Source organism: Streptomyces sp. SID5469 (assembly GCF_009862865.1).
Lineage (GTDB): Bacteria > Actinomycetota > Actinomycetes > Streptomycetales > Streptomycetaceae > Streptomyces > Streptomyces avermitilis.
The window spans coordinates 3,689,932-3,706,270 of the sequence record NZ_WWIN01000001.1 but is presented as its reverse complement, the minus strand read 5'-3'; the positions used below and the strand labels follow the sequence as shown (position 1 = coordinate 3,706,270).

The 16,339-nt window shown below is 72.3% G+C and carries 14 protein-coding genes; 4 read left to right on the top strand and 10 right to left on the bottom strand.

The annotated features are described in order from the left end of the window. Positions 1 to 65 precede the first annotated feature (65 nt). The 3 genes from GTY58_RS15540 to GTY58_RS15530 form a co-directional block, all read right to left on the bottom strand. Positions 66 to 431, bottom strand: coding sequence for a hypothetical protein (locus GTY58_RS15540; RefSeq protein WP_010984388.1), 366 nt, complete (start codon positions 429 to 431; stop codon positions 66 to 68). A gap of 10 nt (positions 432 to 441) precedes the next feature. Next, on the bottom strand, positions 442 to 1,167 hold the full coding sequence (locus GTY58_RS15535; RefSeq protein ID WP_010984387.1) for a TetR/AcrR family transcriptional regulator: 726 nt from the start codon (positions 1,165 to 1,167) through the stop codon (positions 442 to 444). A gap of 329 nt (positions 1,168 to 1,496) precedes the next feature. Next, positions 1,497 to 2,432 (bottom strand): diiron oxygenase, encoded by a 936-nt coding sequence (locus GTY58_RS15530; RefSeq protein WP_010984386.1) that lies wholly within the window; start codon positions 2,430 to 2,432, stop codon positions 1,497 to 1,499. A 150-nt stretch (positions 2,433 to 2,582) separates the two neighbouring features. Between GTY58_RS15530 and GTY58_RS15525 the strand changes: the two genes are divergently transcribed. Next, positions 2,583 to 3,689: a ferritin-like domain-containing protein gene (locus tag GTY58_RS15525; RefSeq protein ID WP_010984385.1), complete on the top strand. Its 1,107-nt coding sequence runs from the start codon at positions 2,583 to 2,585 to the stop codon at positions 3,687 to 3,689. Positions 3,690 to 3,764: 75 nt separating this feature from the next. Here GTY58_RS15525 and GTY58_RS15520 read toward each other — a convergent pair whose 3' ends face one another. From GTY58_RS15520 to GTY58_RS15500, 5 genes are all read right to left on the bottom strand, one after another. Further along, a complete protein-coding gene (locus GTY58_RS15520) occupies positions 3,765 to 5,222 on the bottom strand; it encodes a penicillin-binding transpeptidase domain-containing protein (protein ID WP_010984384.1) in 1,458 nt (485 codons plus the stop codon). Between the two features lie 19 nt (positions 5,223 to 5,241). Continuing rightward, on the bottom strand, positions 5,242 to 6,609 hold the full coding sequence (locus GTY58_RS15515; protein WP_010984383.1) for an FtsW/RodA/SpoVE family cell cycle protein: 1,368 nt from the start codon (positions 6,607 to 6,609) through the stop codon (positions 5,242 to 5,244). A gap of 36 nt (positions 6,610 to 6,645) precedes the next feature. Beyond that, entirely contained in the window at positions 6,646 to 7,941 is a 1,296-nt protein-coding gene (locus GTY58_RS15510) for an ATP-binding protein (protein ID WP_010984382.1), read from the bottom strand. Next, positions 7,938 to 8,828, bottom strand: a complete 891-nt coding sequence (locus GTY58_RS15505; protein ID WP_010984381.1) for a hypothetical protein — start codon at positions 8,826 to 8,828, stop codon at positions 7,938 to 7,940. The genes GTY58_RS15510 and GTY58_RS15505 overlap by 4 nt, the downstream gene beginning before the upstream one ends. Before the next feature lie 180 nt (positions 8,829 to 9,008). Further along, on the bottom strand, positions 9,009 to 9,515 hold the full coding sequence (locus GTY58_RS15500; RefSeq protein WP_078234444.1) for a dual specificity protein phosphatase family protein: 507 nt from the start codon (positions 9,513 to 9,515) through the stop codon (positions 9,009 to 9,011). A gap of 97 nt (positions 9,516 to 9,612) precedes the next feature. Here GTY58_RS15500 and GTY58_RS15495 point away from each other — a divergent pair, with 97 nt between their 5' ends. Then, positions 9,613 to 10,416 (top strand): nuclease-related domain-containing protein, encoded by an 804-nt coding sequence (locus GTY58_RS15495; protein ID WP_010984379.1) that lies wholly within the window; start codon positions 9,613 to 9,615, stop codon positions 10,414 to 10,416. A gap of 81 nt (positions 10,417 to 10,497) precedes the next feature. On the opposite strand, the gene ligD is transcribed toward GTY58_RS15495, so the two are convergent. Beyond that, positions 10,498 to 11,379 carry a non-homologous end-joining DNA ligase gene (gene ligD / locus GTY58_RS15490; RefSeq protein WP_010984378.1) on the bottom strand — a complete coding sequence of 294 codons (882 nt, stop codon included), beginning with the start codon at positions 11,377 to 11,379 and terminating at the stop codon, positions 10,498 to 10,500. Between the two features lie 42 nt (positions 11,380 to 11,421). On the opposite strand from ligD, the gene GTY58_RS15485 reads away from it, so the two are divergent. Beyond that, the gene (locus tag GTY58_RS15485; RefSeq protein WP_010984377.1) at positions 11,422 to 12,522 is read left to right on the top strand and encodes a Ku protein; all 1,101 of its coding nucleotides are present in this window, start codon (positions 11,422 to 11,424) and stop codon (positions 12,520 to 12,522) included. Positions 12,523 to 12,652: 130 nt separating this feature from the next. On the opposite strand, the gene GTY58_RS15480 is transcribed toward GTY58_RS15485, so the two are convergent. Beyond that, complete coding sequence (locus tag GTY58_RS15480) at positions 12,653 to 14,455, bottom strand: beta-ketoacyl-[acyl-carrier-protein] synthase family protein (RefSeq protein ID WP_037648958.1); 1,803 nt, start codon at positions 14,453 to 14,455, stop codon at positions 12,653 to 12,655. 340 nt (positions 14,456 to 14,795) lie between these two features. Here GTY58_RS15480 and GTY58_RS15475 point away from each other — a divergent pair, with 340 nt between their 5' ends. Beyond that, on the top strand, positions 14,796 to 16,334 hold the full coding sequence (locus GTY58_RS15475; RefSeq protein WP_037648955.1) for a hypothetical protein: 1,539 nt from the start codon (positions 14,796 to 14,798) through the stop codon (positions 16,332 to 16,334). Positions 16,335 to 16,339 lie beyond the last annotated feature (5 nt).

Here is a 16,339-nt window from a genome sequence, read left to right as displayed (position 1 = left end):
ACGGTGAGCATCAGACGGGTGGGGACGGTCCGCGCGCGGTGTGTGGGCGGTTCGGCCCAAGGAAGTCACCCGTCGGCGGCGTCCGGCTTGCCGTCCGGCGTGGCGTCTGGCTTCCTGTCGGGCGCGGAGTCCGGTGTGCCGTCCGGCTGCGTGGCGGGCGTGGGGGCCGGCTTGGACCAGGGCCATCTGATGCGGCCGCCCCCGCTGTCCCCTTCGGGGTCGTACACGTACTTCCAGCCCTTGTGGAGGCCGAGCCGCTTGCTCTGCGCCGCTTGCTCGCGCCGGTAGACGAGCACGGTGGGCGGGCCGCCCGCCGCGTCCGGGACGGGGACCCGGTAGGTCTTCGGGGGGTGGCCGGTCGGACCGAGCAGGATCGGCAGGACGCGCCCGTCCAGGGGGCCGCCGACGAAGGGGGTGTCTTCGCTCTTCACCGCACCAGTGTCACAGCAGGTGGGTGGCGTCGCCGAGCACGGGCAGCACCCGCCGGACCAGTTCGCCCGCGGCCCCGTCGGCCGGCTCCGTCGCCAGCGCCGCGCGCAGGACGTCGGCGGTCTGGGCGTCCCGTCCCGCGGTGGCCGCCAGACAGGCCACGAACTGCTCGACGAGCCAGTCCCGCAACTCGTCCAGCGGCGGGTTCTTCTCCTCGTCGAGCCAGATGAGCGAGGCCGCCTCGACGGCGGTGATCCACATCCGGACGGTCATCCGCAGCCGCGGGCCGGGCTCCCGCACCTCCAGGTGGTCGAGGATGTGCTCGGCGGCGGCCCGCCGCACCCCGTCCACGATCGCGGTGGTCCGGGAGGTCTCGACGACGCTTCCGCCCTGGAGCAGGGCGCTGAAACCGGTGTCGTGCTGGTCGACGAAGGCGAGATAGCGGTCGAGTGCCCGGCCGAGCCGTCGGGACAGGGGCCCCTGCGGCGGCTCCGCGAAGCACTGCTCCAGCTCCTCGGCGGCGGACCGCAGGGCGGCCTCGTACAGCTGCTGCTTGCCGCCGGGGAAGTACCGGTAGACGAGCGGCCGTGACACCCCGGCGGCCTCCGCGACGTCGTCCAGCGAGACCTCCTCGGGCGCACGGTGCGCGAAGAGCGCCAGCGCGGCCTCCAGAAGCTGACTGCGCCGTTCCTCGACGCTGAGCCGGCGGTATGCGGGGGGTGGGGCCTGCGACGTCATGTACCGCAGCGTAACCGTGCCGTCGCGGGCCCAGACACCCGGCGCCGGTGCGGGCCCGCCCGGGGGACCGCACCCCGAGGCGGGCCCCGCCCGTGCCGGAAGCGCGGGTCTCATCGGGGGCTGTGCCGCCGGGCAGGCTCGTGCCGGGAGGCGCCGGGCTCAGGCATCCGGAATTGGTGCGGGTCCGGCCGGGGGCTGCGCCCCGAGGCGGGCCGTGGCGGAAGTACGGGCCTCACCGGGCGCCGCGCCGCCAGGCGGGCCCGCACCCCACCGGCCGCCGCGCCGCCAGGCGGACCCGCACCGCCAGGCAGGCCTGTGCCGGAACGTGCTCAGGCCAGCAACCCCGACGACTGCCACAGCCGCCGCCCCACGCCCCGCAGCACCCCGATGTCGTCCAGGAAGTCCGTCAGCCGTTTCGAGCCCGTCTGCATGACCTCCCGGCGGTGTCCGCTCGCCCGTACCTGGGCCAGCGCCTCCTGCTTGTCCAGGCCCACGTTGGTGTAGACGTCGGGGTTGATGAAGGCCAGCGAGAAGACGCGCGCGAACTCGCCCGACGTGACCCGGGTGAACTCCTGCGACCAGCGCGGGGCGGTGACCATCTGGCGGCGCAGCTCCTCGCGGGCGTAGCGCACGTGCCGGGCCTCCTCCACGACGTGGATGCGCGTGACCCCGCGGATCAGCGGCTGGACCCGCTCGTCGGGGAACGTCAGCCGCTGCATCCAGTCGAGCACCTCCTCGCCGAGCAGCGTCGCCGTGAAGGACCCGGGGGTCGTCGAGATCGTCTTGAAGAGCCGGCCGAGGTTCTGGTGCAGCCGGCTCACCGGGTAGTACGGCGTACCGCCCCGGCTGATCAGGCGCGCGAACATCTTCGAGTGGCGGCACTCGTCCTCGATCTCGGTCAGCGCGTAGCGCACATGCGCGCTCGTCGCCGCCTTGTCGTAGATGTGCCGCACCAGCAGCTGCATCAGGATGATCTCGAACCAGATGCCGAGCGAGGCGAGCGCCGCGGCCTCGTGCTGCGCGAGGGCCATCCGCTGCTCCTCGCCCATCCGCTTCCACAGCGGGGTGTCGTACAGCGACACCAGCTCCGGCGGCCAGAACCACTTGCCCTCCTCGAACGGCGCCTCCCAGTCCAGCTCCTTGTCCGGGTCGAAGGAGTGCTTGGCGGAAGAGTCGAGCAGCCGCTCGGCCACCTGCTCGCGGTCCTTGAGCAGGCCGAGCGCGTCGCGCAACCCATCGGCCACGCCCTCCGTCACAGTCGTCATCGCCGTCCCACCTCGTCGTACGGGTCACCGGTACCGGGGCTCACGGGTTACCTCCGGGCACCCCCTTATGAGACTGCTTGTCAGCAAGGTCGTCAATCCCCTGTGCGCGACTTGTTGACGACTCGTCTACCGCGTGTGAGCTTGGGATGTATGCCGACGCATGAGCTGTACGCCAAGGACCCGGGAGACTCCCACTGGCAGGTGCCGGCCTCGGGCGCGGCACGCTTCAGCTGGGAGTACGACGACGGACGCGACCGGCTCCTCGCCCTCTACCAGAAGGGCAAGGACAAGCAGTGGGACGGTCAGCGGCGCATCGACTGGGGCCTGGAGGTGGACCCGCACGATCCGCTCGGCACGCCCGACGAGGCGATGACCCTCTACGGGACGCCGTACTGGGCGAAGCTGACCGACCGCGACAAGGGCGAGCTGCGCAAGCACTACGCGTCCTGGCAGTTCAGCCAGTTCCTGCACGGCGAACAGGGTGCGATGGTGTGCGCGGCGCGCATCGTGGAGTCCGTCCCCGACCTGGACGCGAAGTTCTACTCGGCGACCCAGACGATGGACGAGGCACGGCACGCGGAGATCTACGGCCGCTTCCTGCACGAGAAGATCGGCATGCTGTACCCGGTCAACGACAACCTTCAGGCGCTCCTCGGGGACACCCTGCGTGACGCGCGCTGGGACATGCCCTACCTCGGGATGCAGGTGTTGATCGAGGGCCTGGCGCTCGCGGCGTTCGGGATGATCCGCGACACCACGGACAAGCCGCTGCCGAAGCAGATCCTCGCGTACATCATGCAGGACGAGGCCCGGCACGTGGCCTTCGGCCGCATGGCCCTGCGCGACTACTACAGCCAGCTCAGCGACGCCGAACTGCGCGAACGCGAGGAGTTCGTCATCGAGGGCTGCTATTTGATGCGCGACCGGCTGCGCGGCATCGAGGTGCTGGAGAACTTCGGCATTCCGCGGGCGGAGGCGGAGCGGTACAGCGAGCAGTCCGAATTCCTGCACCTCTTCCGCCAGTTGCTGTTCAGCCGCATCGTCCCGTGCGTCAAGGACATCGGCCTGTGGGGCAAACGCCTCCAGCAGGCGTACGTCGACATGGGCGTCTTCGAGATGGGCAACTCCAACCTGGACCTCCTGATGGCCCAGGACGAGGAGATCGCGGAACGACTGGACGCCGAACGCTTCGCCGCGGAGGAGAAGGAGCGGGTCGCGGAGGTGACGGAGGCGATCGAGGCGGGCACGGAGTCCTGACGCGCCCCGACACCCGGCTGCTTCCGTCATGGACCGGGCGGCAGCCCGGTCCAGGGGGCGTACTCCCGCCCCGTCTCACGACCTGAGCACCGCCTCCATCACCGCCTTCGCGATCGGCGCCGCGTCCCCGCCCCCGCTGATGTCCCCGCGGCGCGCCGACGCGTCCTCCACCACGACCGCGACCGCCACCGCGGGTTCCAACGCGTTGTCCGCCTGCGCCCAGGAGATGAACCAGGCGTACGGCGTACCGGAGTTGCCGATGCCGTGCTGGGCGGTGCCCGTCTTGCCGCCCACGGTGGCACCGCGGATCGCCGCGTTCTTGCCGGTCCCCTTTCGCACCACGTCCGTCATCATCTCCCGCAGCCGCGCGGCGGTCGACGGGTTCATCGCCTGGTGCAGGGTGCGGGGCGACGTCGCCGAGACCGTGCCGCCGGCGCTTGTCGTGGTCCGTTCCACCAGGTACGGCGACTTCACCGACCCCCCGCCCGCCACCGCCGCCGCGATCATCGCCATCTGGAGCGGGGTCGCCCGCGTGTCGAACTGGCCGATCGACGACAGCGCCAGCTGCGGCGCGTCCAGCTTCGTGTCGAAGTTGCTGGGAGCGACCGGGAACGGGATCCGCAACCCCTTGTCGTTGAAGCCGAAGTGCGCGGCCGTGGCCGTCATGTCCTTCAGGCCCACGTCCACGCCCAGCTTCGCGAACACCGTGTTGCACGACCACTCGAAGGCATAACGCAGGGACGCGTCCTCGCAGTCCTCCGCCTCGTTCGTCAGCGAGATCCTCGTTTCGGGCAGCGGATACGGGTCCGGGGACCTCGTCGGCGCGTCCAGATCCCTGATCACGCCCGCGTCCAGCGCCGCTGCGGCCGTCACCACCTTGAACGTCGAACCGGGCGGATACGTCTGCCGGATCGCCCGGTTGAGCATCGGCCTGGCCGGGTCGCCGTTCAGCCGGTCCCACGCGCTCGTGACGGCCGAGTTCGTCCCGGACAGTTCGCCCGGGTCGTACGACGGGGCCGAGACCAGCGCCAGGATCCGCCCGCTGGACGGCTCGATCGCCGCCACCGCGCCCCGCCGGCCGGCCAGCCCCTCGTACGCCGCGCGCTGTGCGCCCGCCGCGAGGGTCGTGACGACCTTGCCGCCCGGGTTCCGGTCGCGCGAGACGCCGTTCCACAAGGGCAGCAGCGACAGCATCGGGTCGGTGCCCGCGAGGATGCCGTCCGCGGCGTTCTCCAGGCCCGTCGTCCCGTACACCTGCGAGGCGAAGCCGGTGACCGGCGCGTACAGGGGGCCGTCGTGGTACGTCCGTTCGTAGCGGAGCTGCTCGCCGGTGTCCTTGGAGCCGGTGACCGGCTGTCCGCCGACGACGATGTCGCCGCGCGGCTGGCCGTAACGGGCGATCGTCGGACGGCGGTTGGCGGGGTTGTCGTCGTACGTGGACGACTGGACGATCTGCACCCGGGCCGCGTTGACCAGCAGGGCGACCAGGAGCAGTGCGCACAGGGCCGCCGCCCGGCGGATGTAGCGGGTCATCGCCCGGCCTTCCCGCGGCTCACGGCGCCGCCGTGCCGTCGTACTGGCTGCGCGCCGAGTCGCTGATCCGGATCAGCAGCGCCACGATGATCCAGTTGGTGACGACGGACGAGCCGCCCTGGGCCAGGAACGGCATCGCCATGCCGGTGAGCGGGATCAGCCCGGTCACCCCGCCCGCGATCACGAAGGCCTGGAGCGCCACGATCGAGGCGAGGCCGATGGCGAGGAGCCGTCCGAACGGGTCGCGCAGGGCGAGGCCGGCCCGGTAGCCGCGCTCCACCAGCAGCGCGTACAGCAGGAAGATCGCGGACAGGCCGGCCAGGCCCAGCTCCTCGCCCGCCGTCGCCAGGATGAAGTCCGACTTGGCGGCGAAGCCGATGAGGATCGAGTGGCCGAGTCCGAGTCCGGTGCCGAGCATCCCGCCGGAGGCGAACGCGAAGAGGGACTGGGCGAGCTGGTTGGGGCCCTGGCCCGCGTCGATCGACGCGAAGGGGTGCAGCCAGTCCTGGACCCTGCTGTGCACATGCGGTTCGAGCCGGCCGACGGCGAGGGCGCCGCCGACCGCGAGCAGCAGCCCCACCGCGATCCAGCCGGTGCGGCCCGTGGCGACGTACAGCAGCATCACGAACAGGCCGAAGAACAGCAGCGAGGTGCCGAGGTCCCGCTCCAGGACCAGCACGCCGAGGCTCAGCAGCCAGATGGCGACGATGGGGCCGAGCACCCGCCCGGTGGGGAACTGGAGCTTCCAGACGCGCCGGCCCGCGTACGTCAGCGCATGGCGGTTGGCCGCCAGATACCCGGCGAAGAAGACCGCGAGCAGCACCTTCGCGAACTCGCCCGGCTGGATGGAGAATCCGGCGATCCGGAGCCAGATGCGGGCCCCGTTCACGGCCGGGAAGAAGATCGGCAGGGTGAGGAGCGCGAGCGCGCCGACGACGCTGACATACGCGTAGCGCTGGAGGACGCGATGGTCCCTGAGCAGGACCACGACCGCGATGAAGAGCGCGACCCCGAGCGTCGACCAGTTGAGCTGGGCCGGCGCCGCGTGGTCGGCCGGGGTCTCCAGGTCGAGACGGTAGATCAGCACCAGGCCCAGGCCGTTGAGGAGCACGGCGATGGGCAGCAGCAGGGGATCGGCGTACGGGGCCCGGAAGCGTACGGCGAGGTGGGCGAGGAGGGCGAGCACACCGAGCCCGGCGCCGTAACCGGCGGCGCCGGGCGGGACGGTGCCCCGCTTCGCGAGACCGACGGCGCAGTAGCCGTACACGGACAGCAGGACGGCGACGACGAGGAGGCTGAACTCGATGCCACGGCGCCGGGGCAGGCGTAGGTCGGGAGCGAGCGGGTCCGCCACCGCCTTCGTTCCGGGCCATCCGGGCTGGATCATGTCCGGAACGTAGCAAGCGGGCGACCTGATGTCCCGTTATGTCGCGACAATCGGTCCATTGCGGTGCATGTGGGGGAGTGTCAGTGTCGCCAGCGCCCCGCCGTCGGGCGCGTTGGCGAACTCCAGCGGCGCGCCCAGCACTTCCGCCTGGCCGAGCGCGATCGTCAGCCCGAGCCCGTGCCCCTTCGCGCCGCCCTCCGTACGGAACCGCTGCGGCCCGTGCGCCACCAGGTACGCCGGATAGCCGTCCCCGTGGTCCCGCACCGTGACCACGGGTCCGTCGACCGTCAGCACCACCGGACCCCGCCCGTGCCGGTGCGCGTTCGCCACCAGATTGCCGAGCACCCGCTCGAGCCGGCGCCGGTCGGTCTCCACGCGCGCGTCGCGCACGACCCGGACCTCCGTCCGCGTCCCCGACGCCCGCACCACGCGCTCGGCCAGCGGCGCGAGCGGCTCCGAGTCCAGCTCGAGCCGCTCCCTGCGGGCGTCGAGCCGGGAGATCTCCAGCAGGTCCTCGGTGAGCGTGCGCAGTGCGGCGACCCGGTCGCGCACCAGCTCGGTCGGGCGGCCCGGCGGCAGCAGTTCGGCGGCCGCGTGCAGTCCGGTCAGCGGGGTGCGCAGCTCGTGCGCCACGTCCGCGGTGAACCGCTGCTCGCTCAGCAGCTTGCTCTGCAAGGTCGACGCCATCGTGTCGAGGGCGCCGGCCACCGCGGCCACCTCGTCCTGGGGGCGCGTCGGATCCTTCGTCCGCGGGTCGTTCACGCGCGCGTCCAGGTCGCCGGCGCTGATCCGCCGCGCCACCTGGGCGGTGCCGTGCAGCCGCCGGGTCACCCGGGTCACCGCGAACGCGCCCACCAGCAGCGTCGCGCCGATCGCCAGCGCCGACGACCACACGATCGCCCGGTCGAGCGCGTCGATGGTGTGGGCGCCCTGCGCGTAGTCGACCCGCACGGCGAGCGTGCGCCCGCCGTCGGCGGGGCCCGCCGCCCACATCGTGGGCTCCGGGTCGTTCCGGCCGACCATCGTGCCGCGCCGTCCGTCGGTGGCCAGTTCCTTCAGCCGCGCGGGCAGACCCGGCGGATCGATGTCCGCGCCCGGCGGCAGCCGGTCCCCTGCCTGGTACGCCGACGCCGCCTGCGTCAGCCGGTCGAGCGCGCGGCCGCGGGCCTCGCCGACGGTCTGGTCGGTGACCGAGACATGGACGAGTACGCCGAGCAGGGCGGCGAGGCCGCAGCACATCACCGTGATGAAGACGGCGGCCTTCCAGGCGAGGGCGGCGGTCCAGCGGGGGAGACGTCCCAAGAGGCCCACGCGCCGTCCGGCCGGGCTCATCGGGTGCTCTCCGACGGGGTCGGCGACCGGGCCGGCTCCGGTGTCGCAGGGGGCGACGGCGACGGCGTGCCCCGGGAGGCGGGCGGCGCGGTGCCCACGCGCAGGATCTCGTCGCGGGCCGCCAGCATCGCGTGCTGGTGCGCGTCCCACTGCCAGACCGTACGGAACTCGTACCCCGGCAGTATCGACGGCGAGCGGATGATCACCTCCCGGCCCGCCACCTCCACGCTGACCACGGCGTCCGTGGTGCTCATGACCTGCACCAGCTTGTGGTGCTCGAAGGTGTAGGCGCGCACGGCGAGCTGGTTGCCGGGAAAGCGGATGCCGAGCACCATGTCGTCCTTCCCGTCGCCGGTGAGATCTCGGTAGTACGCCTGGAGGATCGGGCAGGCGCGGCCCCGCGCGCCCTTCTTTCCGCAGTTCCCGATCTGCCGCACGATCTCGTGGTACGGCGCCTTCGGGCCGGTGTACTGGGCCGGGTGCGCGGCGATGTCGGCGCGCATCACGTCGACCGGGTCCACCTCGTGGATGTCGTCGCCGGGGGCCGTGACCCCCTTGACCGTCTCCGTGTCCGCCTCGCCGTAGTCGAGGGCCGCGGTGGTGGCGGCCGGCAGCTGGGGCCAGAGCTTCGTCGGGCCGACGGCCGTGGGGGTCGCGCCCGCGCCGCGCAGCCCGCCGGAGTCGCCGCAGCCGGTCGCGGCCGTCAGCAGCAGGGCCGCGGTGAGGGTGCCGAGGGCCGCGCGCCCGGCGCGGCGGAGGGCGCGGCGGGCGCGGCCGGTGGGGGAGGGGCTGAGGCCGGTGAGTGAGGGGCTGAGGCCGGCGCGTGACGGGCTGAGGCCGGCGCGTGAGGGGCTGCGGGTGGCGCCTGTGTGGCGGAGGGGCGGCACTGCACTCCTGCGTCCGGGCCGCCCCCGCCCCGGCGGGGGCTTACCTGCGGAGGTCGGCGTGCTGAATGGTTTCGTACACCATATTCATAGGGAAGTCCTTTTTGTTCACCAGTGGGGGCTCATTGCCCACCGGCGAACACCGACGTCCACCGACGTCCACCGACGTCCACCGGCGGGGCCTCACTCCGTCAGTTCCTCCAGCAGGCGGGCCGTGGGCAGCCCCGCCCGCAGGTACGCGACGAACAGGTCGTTGTGCAGTGCCCAGTGCGAGCGGCGGGTGCGGACGAGCCGTATCGCCTCCTCGGCGGAGCGGCCGGACCGGATCAGGGCGTGCGCCACGACCAGCCCCGAGCGGTTGTAGCCGTGGTAGCAGCGGACCAGCACCCGGCGGCCCTGCTCCAGCGCCTCGGCCGCGGTCTGCGCGAGCCGGATGACGCCCGCGAGCTGCGTCCCGTCCAGCGGGCCGTCCGGGATCGGCCACACATGGTGCTCGACGCCCTCGTCGGGGCCGTGGCCCGGCAGCCGCAGCAGCGTCAGGACCAGGTCGAACTCATCGCGTACGACGGCGAACTCCAGTTGCCCGGCGGGGCCCTGGAACTCGTGCCCGCCCATCCACAGACCGGGCACGATCTCGCTCCACGGGCTGTCCGGGGCCGGCATATCGGGTCGCTTCCTGCGGGTCCGCAACGGCGCCTCCCACTCACTCCCCCAACTGCTCCCAAAGGTAGCCGCCTTCTTGCTCCTGGAGCACCCGCCTGGTCCCATGGTCATGGGGTGATGGTGCATGAGCGGACTCCGCGTCGTACCGACCTGGCGACATGGTCAGGAGCGGCTGTACGTCTGCCTGGCGGACGGGAGGAACGTCGCCTGGTACGACCGTGAGGCGGCCCGGGTCAACGTGCTCGGCGAGGACTGGCGGGAGGACGTGCTCGACGCGCTCGGGCCCTTCCTGACCGGGCCGGTCACCGTGGGTCCGCCACCGGTGCCGACGCCCGCGGAGCTGGCCCGCCTCACCCTCCATCCGGACGACGACCTGGCGCCCAACCGGCCCGGTGAGGCGCTGGTGATCGACCTGGACCGCGACCCGGGTCCTGCGCACCGGCTGCGGCCGGATCCGCGGCGGCGGGCGCTGGCCGCCGAGCAGGCGGTCGGCGAGGCGCTGGACCGGCTCGAGGGGGCGGGGTGGCACACCCTGCACTCGGTGCCGCTGCCCGGAGGCGATCGCATCCACCATCTGGTGATCGGGCCGGGCGGCCTGTTCTCGGTCCACGCGCTGTACGCCCGCAAGCAGCGGGTGCTCGTCGCCGACCCGATGGTCGGGGTGGGGCGACGGGAGCCGCGGCCGGTGCTGCGGTGGGTGCGGGCCGACGCCGACCGCGCCTCGTACGCGCTGACGGCCGAGGTCCGTCCGGTGCTGGCGGTGGTGGGGCCGACCGCCCTTGATGTCACGGCTCCGCTGCGGGCGGTGCGGGTCCTGCGGGAGGCGGACCTGTCCGGGCTGGCGCGGCTGGGCGGGGTGCTCAAGCCGGCGGATGCCGAGGCGCTGCACGCGATGGCCCGGGACCGGCATACGTGGTTGCAGGTGTGAGACGCGCCGGCGAGCAGGCGCCGCTGAGGCGCTCAGACGCTGCTGATTGCCGCCCCGGCTGACGGCCGCCCTCGCGCGGCGTCACGGCAGGGGCGCGGCGTGGCCGGGGTCGAGCAGGGGGGCCAGCAGGTCGCCGTGCTCCTGGAGGCGGGGGGCGATGTCGGGGGCCTGGAAGGCGAGCGGGCGTGCGGCAGTGCAGTCGGCGACCTCCTCCCAGGTCACGGGAGTGGAGACGGTGGGCTCGGCACGGGCCCTGAGGGTGTACGGGGCCGCCGTGGTCTTCCGCGCCGCGTTCTGACTCCAGTCGACGAACACCTTGCCGGGGCGCAGGCTCCGCGTCATGCGGTGCAGGACGAGACGGGGCATGTCCTTCTCCGCCGCCACGGCCAGCTCCTTGGCGTACTCCGTCGCCCGCCCGGACGGCGTCGGCTCCAGCGCCGCCAGCAGATGCAGCCCCTTCGACCCGGACGTCTTCGCGTACGACTCGATCCCGTCCGCCGCCAGCCGCTCCCGCAGCCACAGCGCGACCTCACAGCACTCGACGATCGTCGCGGGCGGGCCCGGGTCGAGGTCGAAGACGAGCCGGTCCGCCTGGCCGGGCGTGCCGATCCGCCACTGGTGGGTGTGGAACTCGGTCACCAGGTTCGCCGCCCACATCAGGCTCGCCAGGTCCTGGACCAGGACCATGCGGGCGGGCCCCTCCGAACGGGGCACCTCGGCGGTGACGACCCAGTCGGGCGTACCCGGCGGCACGTTCTTGGCGAAGAAGACCTGACCGTCCGGGCCGTCGGGGTAGCGCAGGAAGGAGATCGGACGGTCGTGCAGGTGCGCCAGGAGGGCGTCGGCGGTGGTGGCGTAGTAGTGCAGCACCTCGCCCTTGGTGAAGCCGGTCGCCGGATAGATGACCTTCTCCAGGTTGGAGAGGGCCAGCCGTCGCCCCGCCACCTCCGTGATCGGCGTCATACGATGAGAATCCCACGAAATCGGCTGATACCGATCGGAAAGGTGCTGCACGTGCGATCCATATGGAACGGCGCCATCTCGTTCGGCCTGGTCAGTATCCCGATCAAGCTGGTGAACGCCACGGAGAGCCACTCCATCTCGTTCCGCCAGATCCATCTGGAGGACGGCGGCCGGATCCGCTACCGCAAGTTCTGCGAGCTGGAGGACCGTGAGGTCACGCAGGACGAGATCGGCAAGGGGTACGAGGACGCGGACGGCACGATCATTCCGATCACCGACGAGGATCTGGCCCAGCTGCCCATCCCGACCGCCCGCACCATCGAGATCGTGGCCTTCGTCCCGGCGGACCGGATCGACCCGCTCCAGATGGACACGCCGTACTACCTGTCGGCGAACGGCGTCCCCGCCGCCAAGCCGTACACGCTGCTGCGCGAGGCCCTCAAGCGCAGCCAGAAGGTCGCCGTCGCGAAGTTCGCGCTGCGGGGGAGGGAGCGGCTCGGCATGCTGCGGGTCGTCGAGGACGTCATCGCGATGCACGGGCTGCTGTGGCCGGACGAGATCCGGCCCCCCGAGAGCGTCGCCCCCGACGCGAGCGTCACCGTCCGGGACAAGGAACTGGACCTCGCGGACGCGCTGATGGACACGCTCGGCGAGGTCGACCTGAACGAGCTCCACGACGGCTACCGCGAGGCGGTCGAGGCACTCATCGAGGCGAAGGCCTCCGGCGAGAAGGTCCCGTCCGCGCCTGCCGATGAGCCGGGCGGCAAGGTGCTGGACCTGATGGCCGCCCTGGAGAAGAGCGTCCGCGCGGCGAAGGAGTCGCGAGGCGAGGGGACGGGCTCGGAGACGGGCTCGGAGACGCGCGACCGCACGGGCGCGAAGAAGGGGAAGGCGACGGGGAAGGACACGGGGAAGGAGGCGCAGGCGGAGGTGACGCGGCTGCGCCGCAAGACGGCCCGCGCCGCGCCCAAGGAGGTCGGGGGCAAGAAGTCGACGTCCACGGCGAAGAAGGCGACGGCGAAGAAGGCGGCTCCGAAGAAGACGACGGCGAAGAAGACCACCGCCAAGGCGACGAGCGCGAAGAAGACCACGGCGAAGAAGACCCCGGCCAAGAAGGCGACGCCACGGAAACGCTCTGCGTGAGCCGGGGGCCCACGAGCTCGGTGTGAGCCGGGGGCCCACGCGCTCGGTGTGAGCCGGGGGCCCACGAGCTCGGTGTGAGCCAGGGGCCCACCCGCTCGGCGTGAGCCGGGGCCCACCCGCCCACACCCGCCTACCCCACTCGCCGCAGCGCCAGCACCGCGTTGTGGCCGCCGAAGCCGAACGAGTTGCTGAGGGCCAGGTCTCCGCCGGCCGGCAGCGGGCGCGCGCTGTGGGTCACGACGTCCAGGCCGATCTCGTCGTCCTGGATCGCGCAGCCGATCGTGGGCGGGATGAGACCGTGGTGCAGCGTGAGGGCCGTCGCGACGGCCTCCACCCCGCCCGCGGCGCCCTGGAGATGACCGAGGTGCCCCTTCAGGGCCGTGACCGGCACCGGCCCGCCGAGCACCGCCCGCAACGCGTTCGCCTCGGCGAGATCGCCCTCGACGGTGGCCGTGGCATGCGCGTTGACGTGCACGACGTCCACGACATGACCCCCGGCGTCCTTCAGCGCGCGCCGCAGCGCGAGCGCGACGCCGCTGCCGGACGGGTCGGGCGCGGCCATGTGGTGGGCGTCGGCGGACAGCCCCCAGCCGGCGGCCTCGCAGTAGATCCGCGCCCCGCGCGCCCGCGCGTGCTCCTCCGTCTCCAGCAGCAAAAACCCGGCACCCTCCCCGTTGACGAACCCGTCGCGGTCCTTGGCGAAGGGCCGGGAGGGCGAGCCCTCCGTCAGACCGTGGTGCGACAGCGCCCGCATCGCGGCGAACGACGCCATGATCGCGGGCGTGACGACGGCCTCGGCGCCCCCGGCCAGCGCGATGTCCACATGTCCGTACCGGATCCGGTCGATGGCCAGCCCGATCGCCTCGGTGCCGGAGGCGCACGCGCTGGTCACGGTGCGGGCCTCGCCGGTGATGCGCAACGCGAGAGAGACCTGCGAGGCGGCCTGCGAGGGCACCGTCATGGGGGTGGTGAGGGGCGACACCGAGCGCGGCCCCTTGGCGCGCAGCTTGCGGTCGCCTCCGACGAGGACGGACGCGTCCCCGAGGATGGCCCCGACGGACACGCCGACCCGCGCGGGGTCGAGCCCGCTCTCCGCCGTCCCGGCCCCGTCGAACCCGGCGTCCCGCCAGGCCTCCCGCGCGGCGAGCACGGCGAACTGGGCGGCCCGGTTCATCCGCCGCGCCTGCGGCCGGGGCAGCAGCGTGGCGGGGTCCACGGGCACGGTCCCGGCCACCCGCACGGGCAGCCCCTCGAACTCCTCCCCGTCCAACTCCCGTATGCCGCACTCCCCTTCGAGGAGCCCCCGCCAGAGCTCACCCACACCGACCCCGAGCGGGGTGACGGCACCGAGCCCGGTGACGACGACCCGACGCGGCGCCATGCCTCCCGCCGACCGGCGCGGCCGCGGATGATGCCGTACGAGATGGTCGCGCCCGGCGATCTCCCCGGCCAGCTCCCGCAACGCCCCGTCGGAGAGCGGCTCTTCGCGCAGACTCTCCAGGTCGCGATGCCACACACCCCACCGCCGTACGTACGTCTCCTCGACGGCATGGGGATCGACGACGCGCAGCGTGGTGACCCGGTCCCCGTCGCGGAACTCGACGCCCGCGAGATCGACCGACGTGACGACCGGAATCCGGCCCACATCCATCCGCCGACAGGCGACCGTGACCTGCCGGACCCGCCCCAGCACCTCATCGCGATCGGCCCCACCGAGCGGCGGCCGCAACGTCACCCGGACCGTCCCGGGCGTCCCGGGCGTCTCAAGTGCCCCGGGCATCCCGGGTGTATCGGCGGGCACGACGTGTATCACCACGAACCACCGGTCCCCGGCGACGTCCTCCTCCGACAGAGCGAGCAGATCCCCCGGCCTGACCTCGGCGACGGTGACGGCGTGGGGGTGGAAGTAGGGAATCTCCGAGGAGTGACGCATGAGAGCGGCTGCTTTCTGTCTGCGACTTGACGGATCTGTGGGGGAGAGCCGGTGGTACGCCCGACACGAGGGCCGCGTCGCAGCGTGCCCGGCCCGCGACACCGCCCTCGTTTCCCGTACGCAGTCCACGCGTGCACAACTCACCGGACCCCAGGGTTGGTTCGCGCTTCAGCCGGTCGATTCACCTGCCAAATGTTCAGTCCCATGACAAAAGGGATCTCGCATCGAGAGTCCGATGACCTCCGAGCCCCGGGCGGCCGGTACGCTCCCGCCGGACGAAACCCGAGCCGCCCGCAAGCCGACGTGGCGAACCGAGCCGCACAGGAGGAGCAAGCCCCGCATGCCGCACGCGCGTTACGACCAACGGGTCCGGGCTCTCGTCGAGGTCCGTGGAGGCCCCGACGACTGGGAGGAGGCGCAGCGGTGTTTCGAGGAGCACGGCTGGCCGGTGCGCGGCTTCTCCACAGAGACAGGCGGGGAACCGCCCCGAGGGCCGGCGCTGGATCCTGACCCCGAAGCCCGCGTGTACGAGATAGAGGTCCGCTTGTTCGGTGCCGCCAAGGCATGCGACCGAGGGGCGGCGCACAGGGTGCGCAAGGCCATGCGCGGCGCCCGACTCGAAGCGTACGTGCGCTTCGCGGAGCCCGTCCGGCGCGATCGCGAGATGTTCTCGCACTGGCGGGTCGTCGACAGCGCGCGGCATCGCGCCCGTCCACCGCACTCCTGGCGTCGTACTGTCTCGCGCCTGGCCCTGCGCTGCGGATGGTACGACGCGGGCGGCGTCGTATCGGGACACCCGCGGCAGGCCCTTCGACTGGCCCGGACACACACCCCTCAGATCGCCGGAGCGGGAGTGCGGCCCCTCGACGGTCGCTGGCGCGGCACGGTGAGGTACTGGCCGGAGGAGGAGACCGAACACCGTTTGTTCCACGCGGTGTCGTGGTCCTTGCTGACGGCCGCGGCGCTGGTCTTCGCGGCCGGTCGGTCCGGGTTCGCCTGGTGGTTCTGGGTGACGGTGGCCGGCCTCGGCGCGGCGGGTGGTGTGCGTGCGGGAGCGCGGCTCGCACGGGAGGGCCGACGGTTCGGCGTGGTGACGGTCCTGCTGCTGATGGCGTTCCTCACCGCTTCCGGGCTCGGTCTCGTCGACGGCGAAGGGCACGGCTGGACACGACGCCAGATACTCATGACGGCACTCGTGCTCGGTGTGATGTCGGGTCTGTGGCTCCTCGTACGCCAGTGGAGCTGGGGCGAGTGGGTCGCCTGGGCGGTCCCGCTCGTGGCGACCCTCGCCCTGTCCTCGTTTCTGGCCGCCGGATCCGTGCTCCACGCCCTGTACGCGGACGGCCTGTCGCTCTCGCCGGACGACCTCGAGGTGCCTGCGGTCTGGCAGGTACTGGCCGCCGCGAAGCTGCTCACACTGCTCAGCCCGCTGCTCGTCGTTCCCGCGTGGTGGGGAATCGCACGGCACCGGCACCACTCCTACGCGGCGCCCGGCGAACGCCTGAACGTAGCCCTGAACGCCTGCTTCTTCCTCCTGATGCTCGGCGTGGTCACCTTGCAGGCACTCGATTCGGCGAGCACGGCGGTGCACAGGACGACCGAGGCCGCCGAACGCGGCGACGATCCCCCGTCCTACTTCGGCGTCGAACCGGAATGGACCTGCGTCGAACCCGCCGTACCCCTCACCCGCCTCTCCGGCGAGGGCCCACACCTGTCACCGAAACACCCGTACCTGTCCTTCGGCGTAACGGCCGGCACCGCGATCCTCTGGGACCGAACAACCCACGAACCGCTCAAACTCCAGTCCTCCCAGATCCGCCTGACACCGGCCGAGTCCGGGACGACCCGGTGCACGAAACCGACCACGGGCGCCTCATGACACGG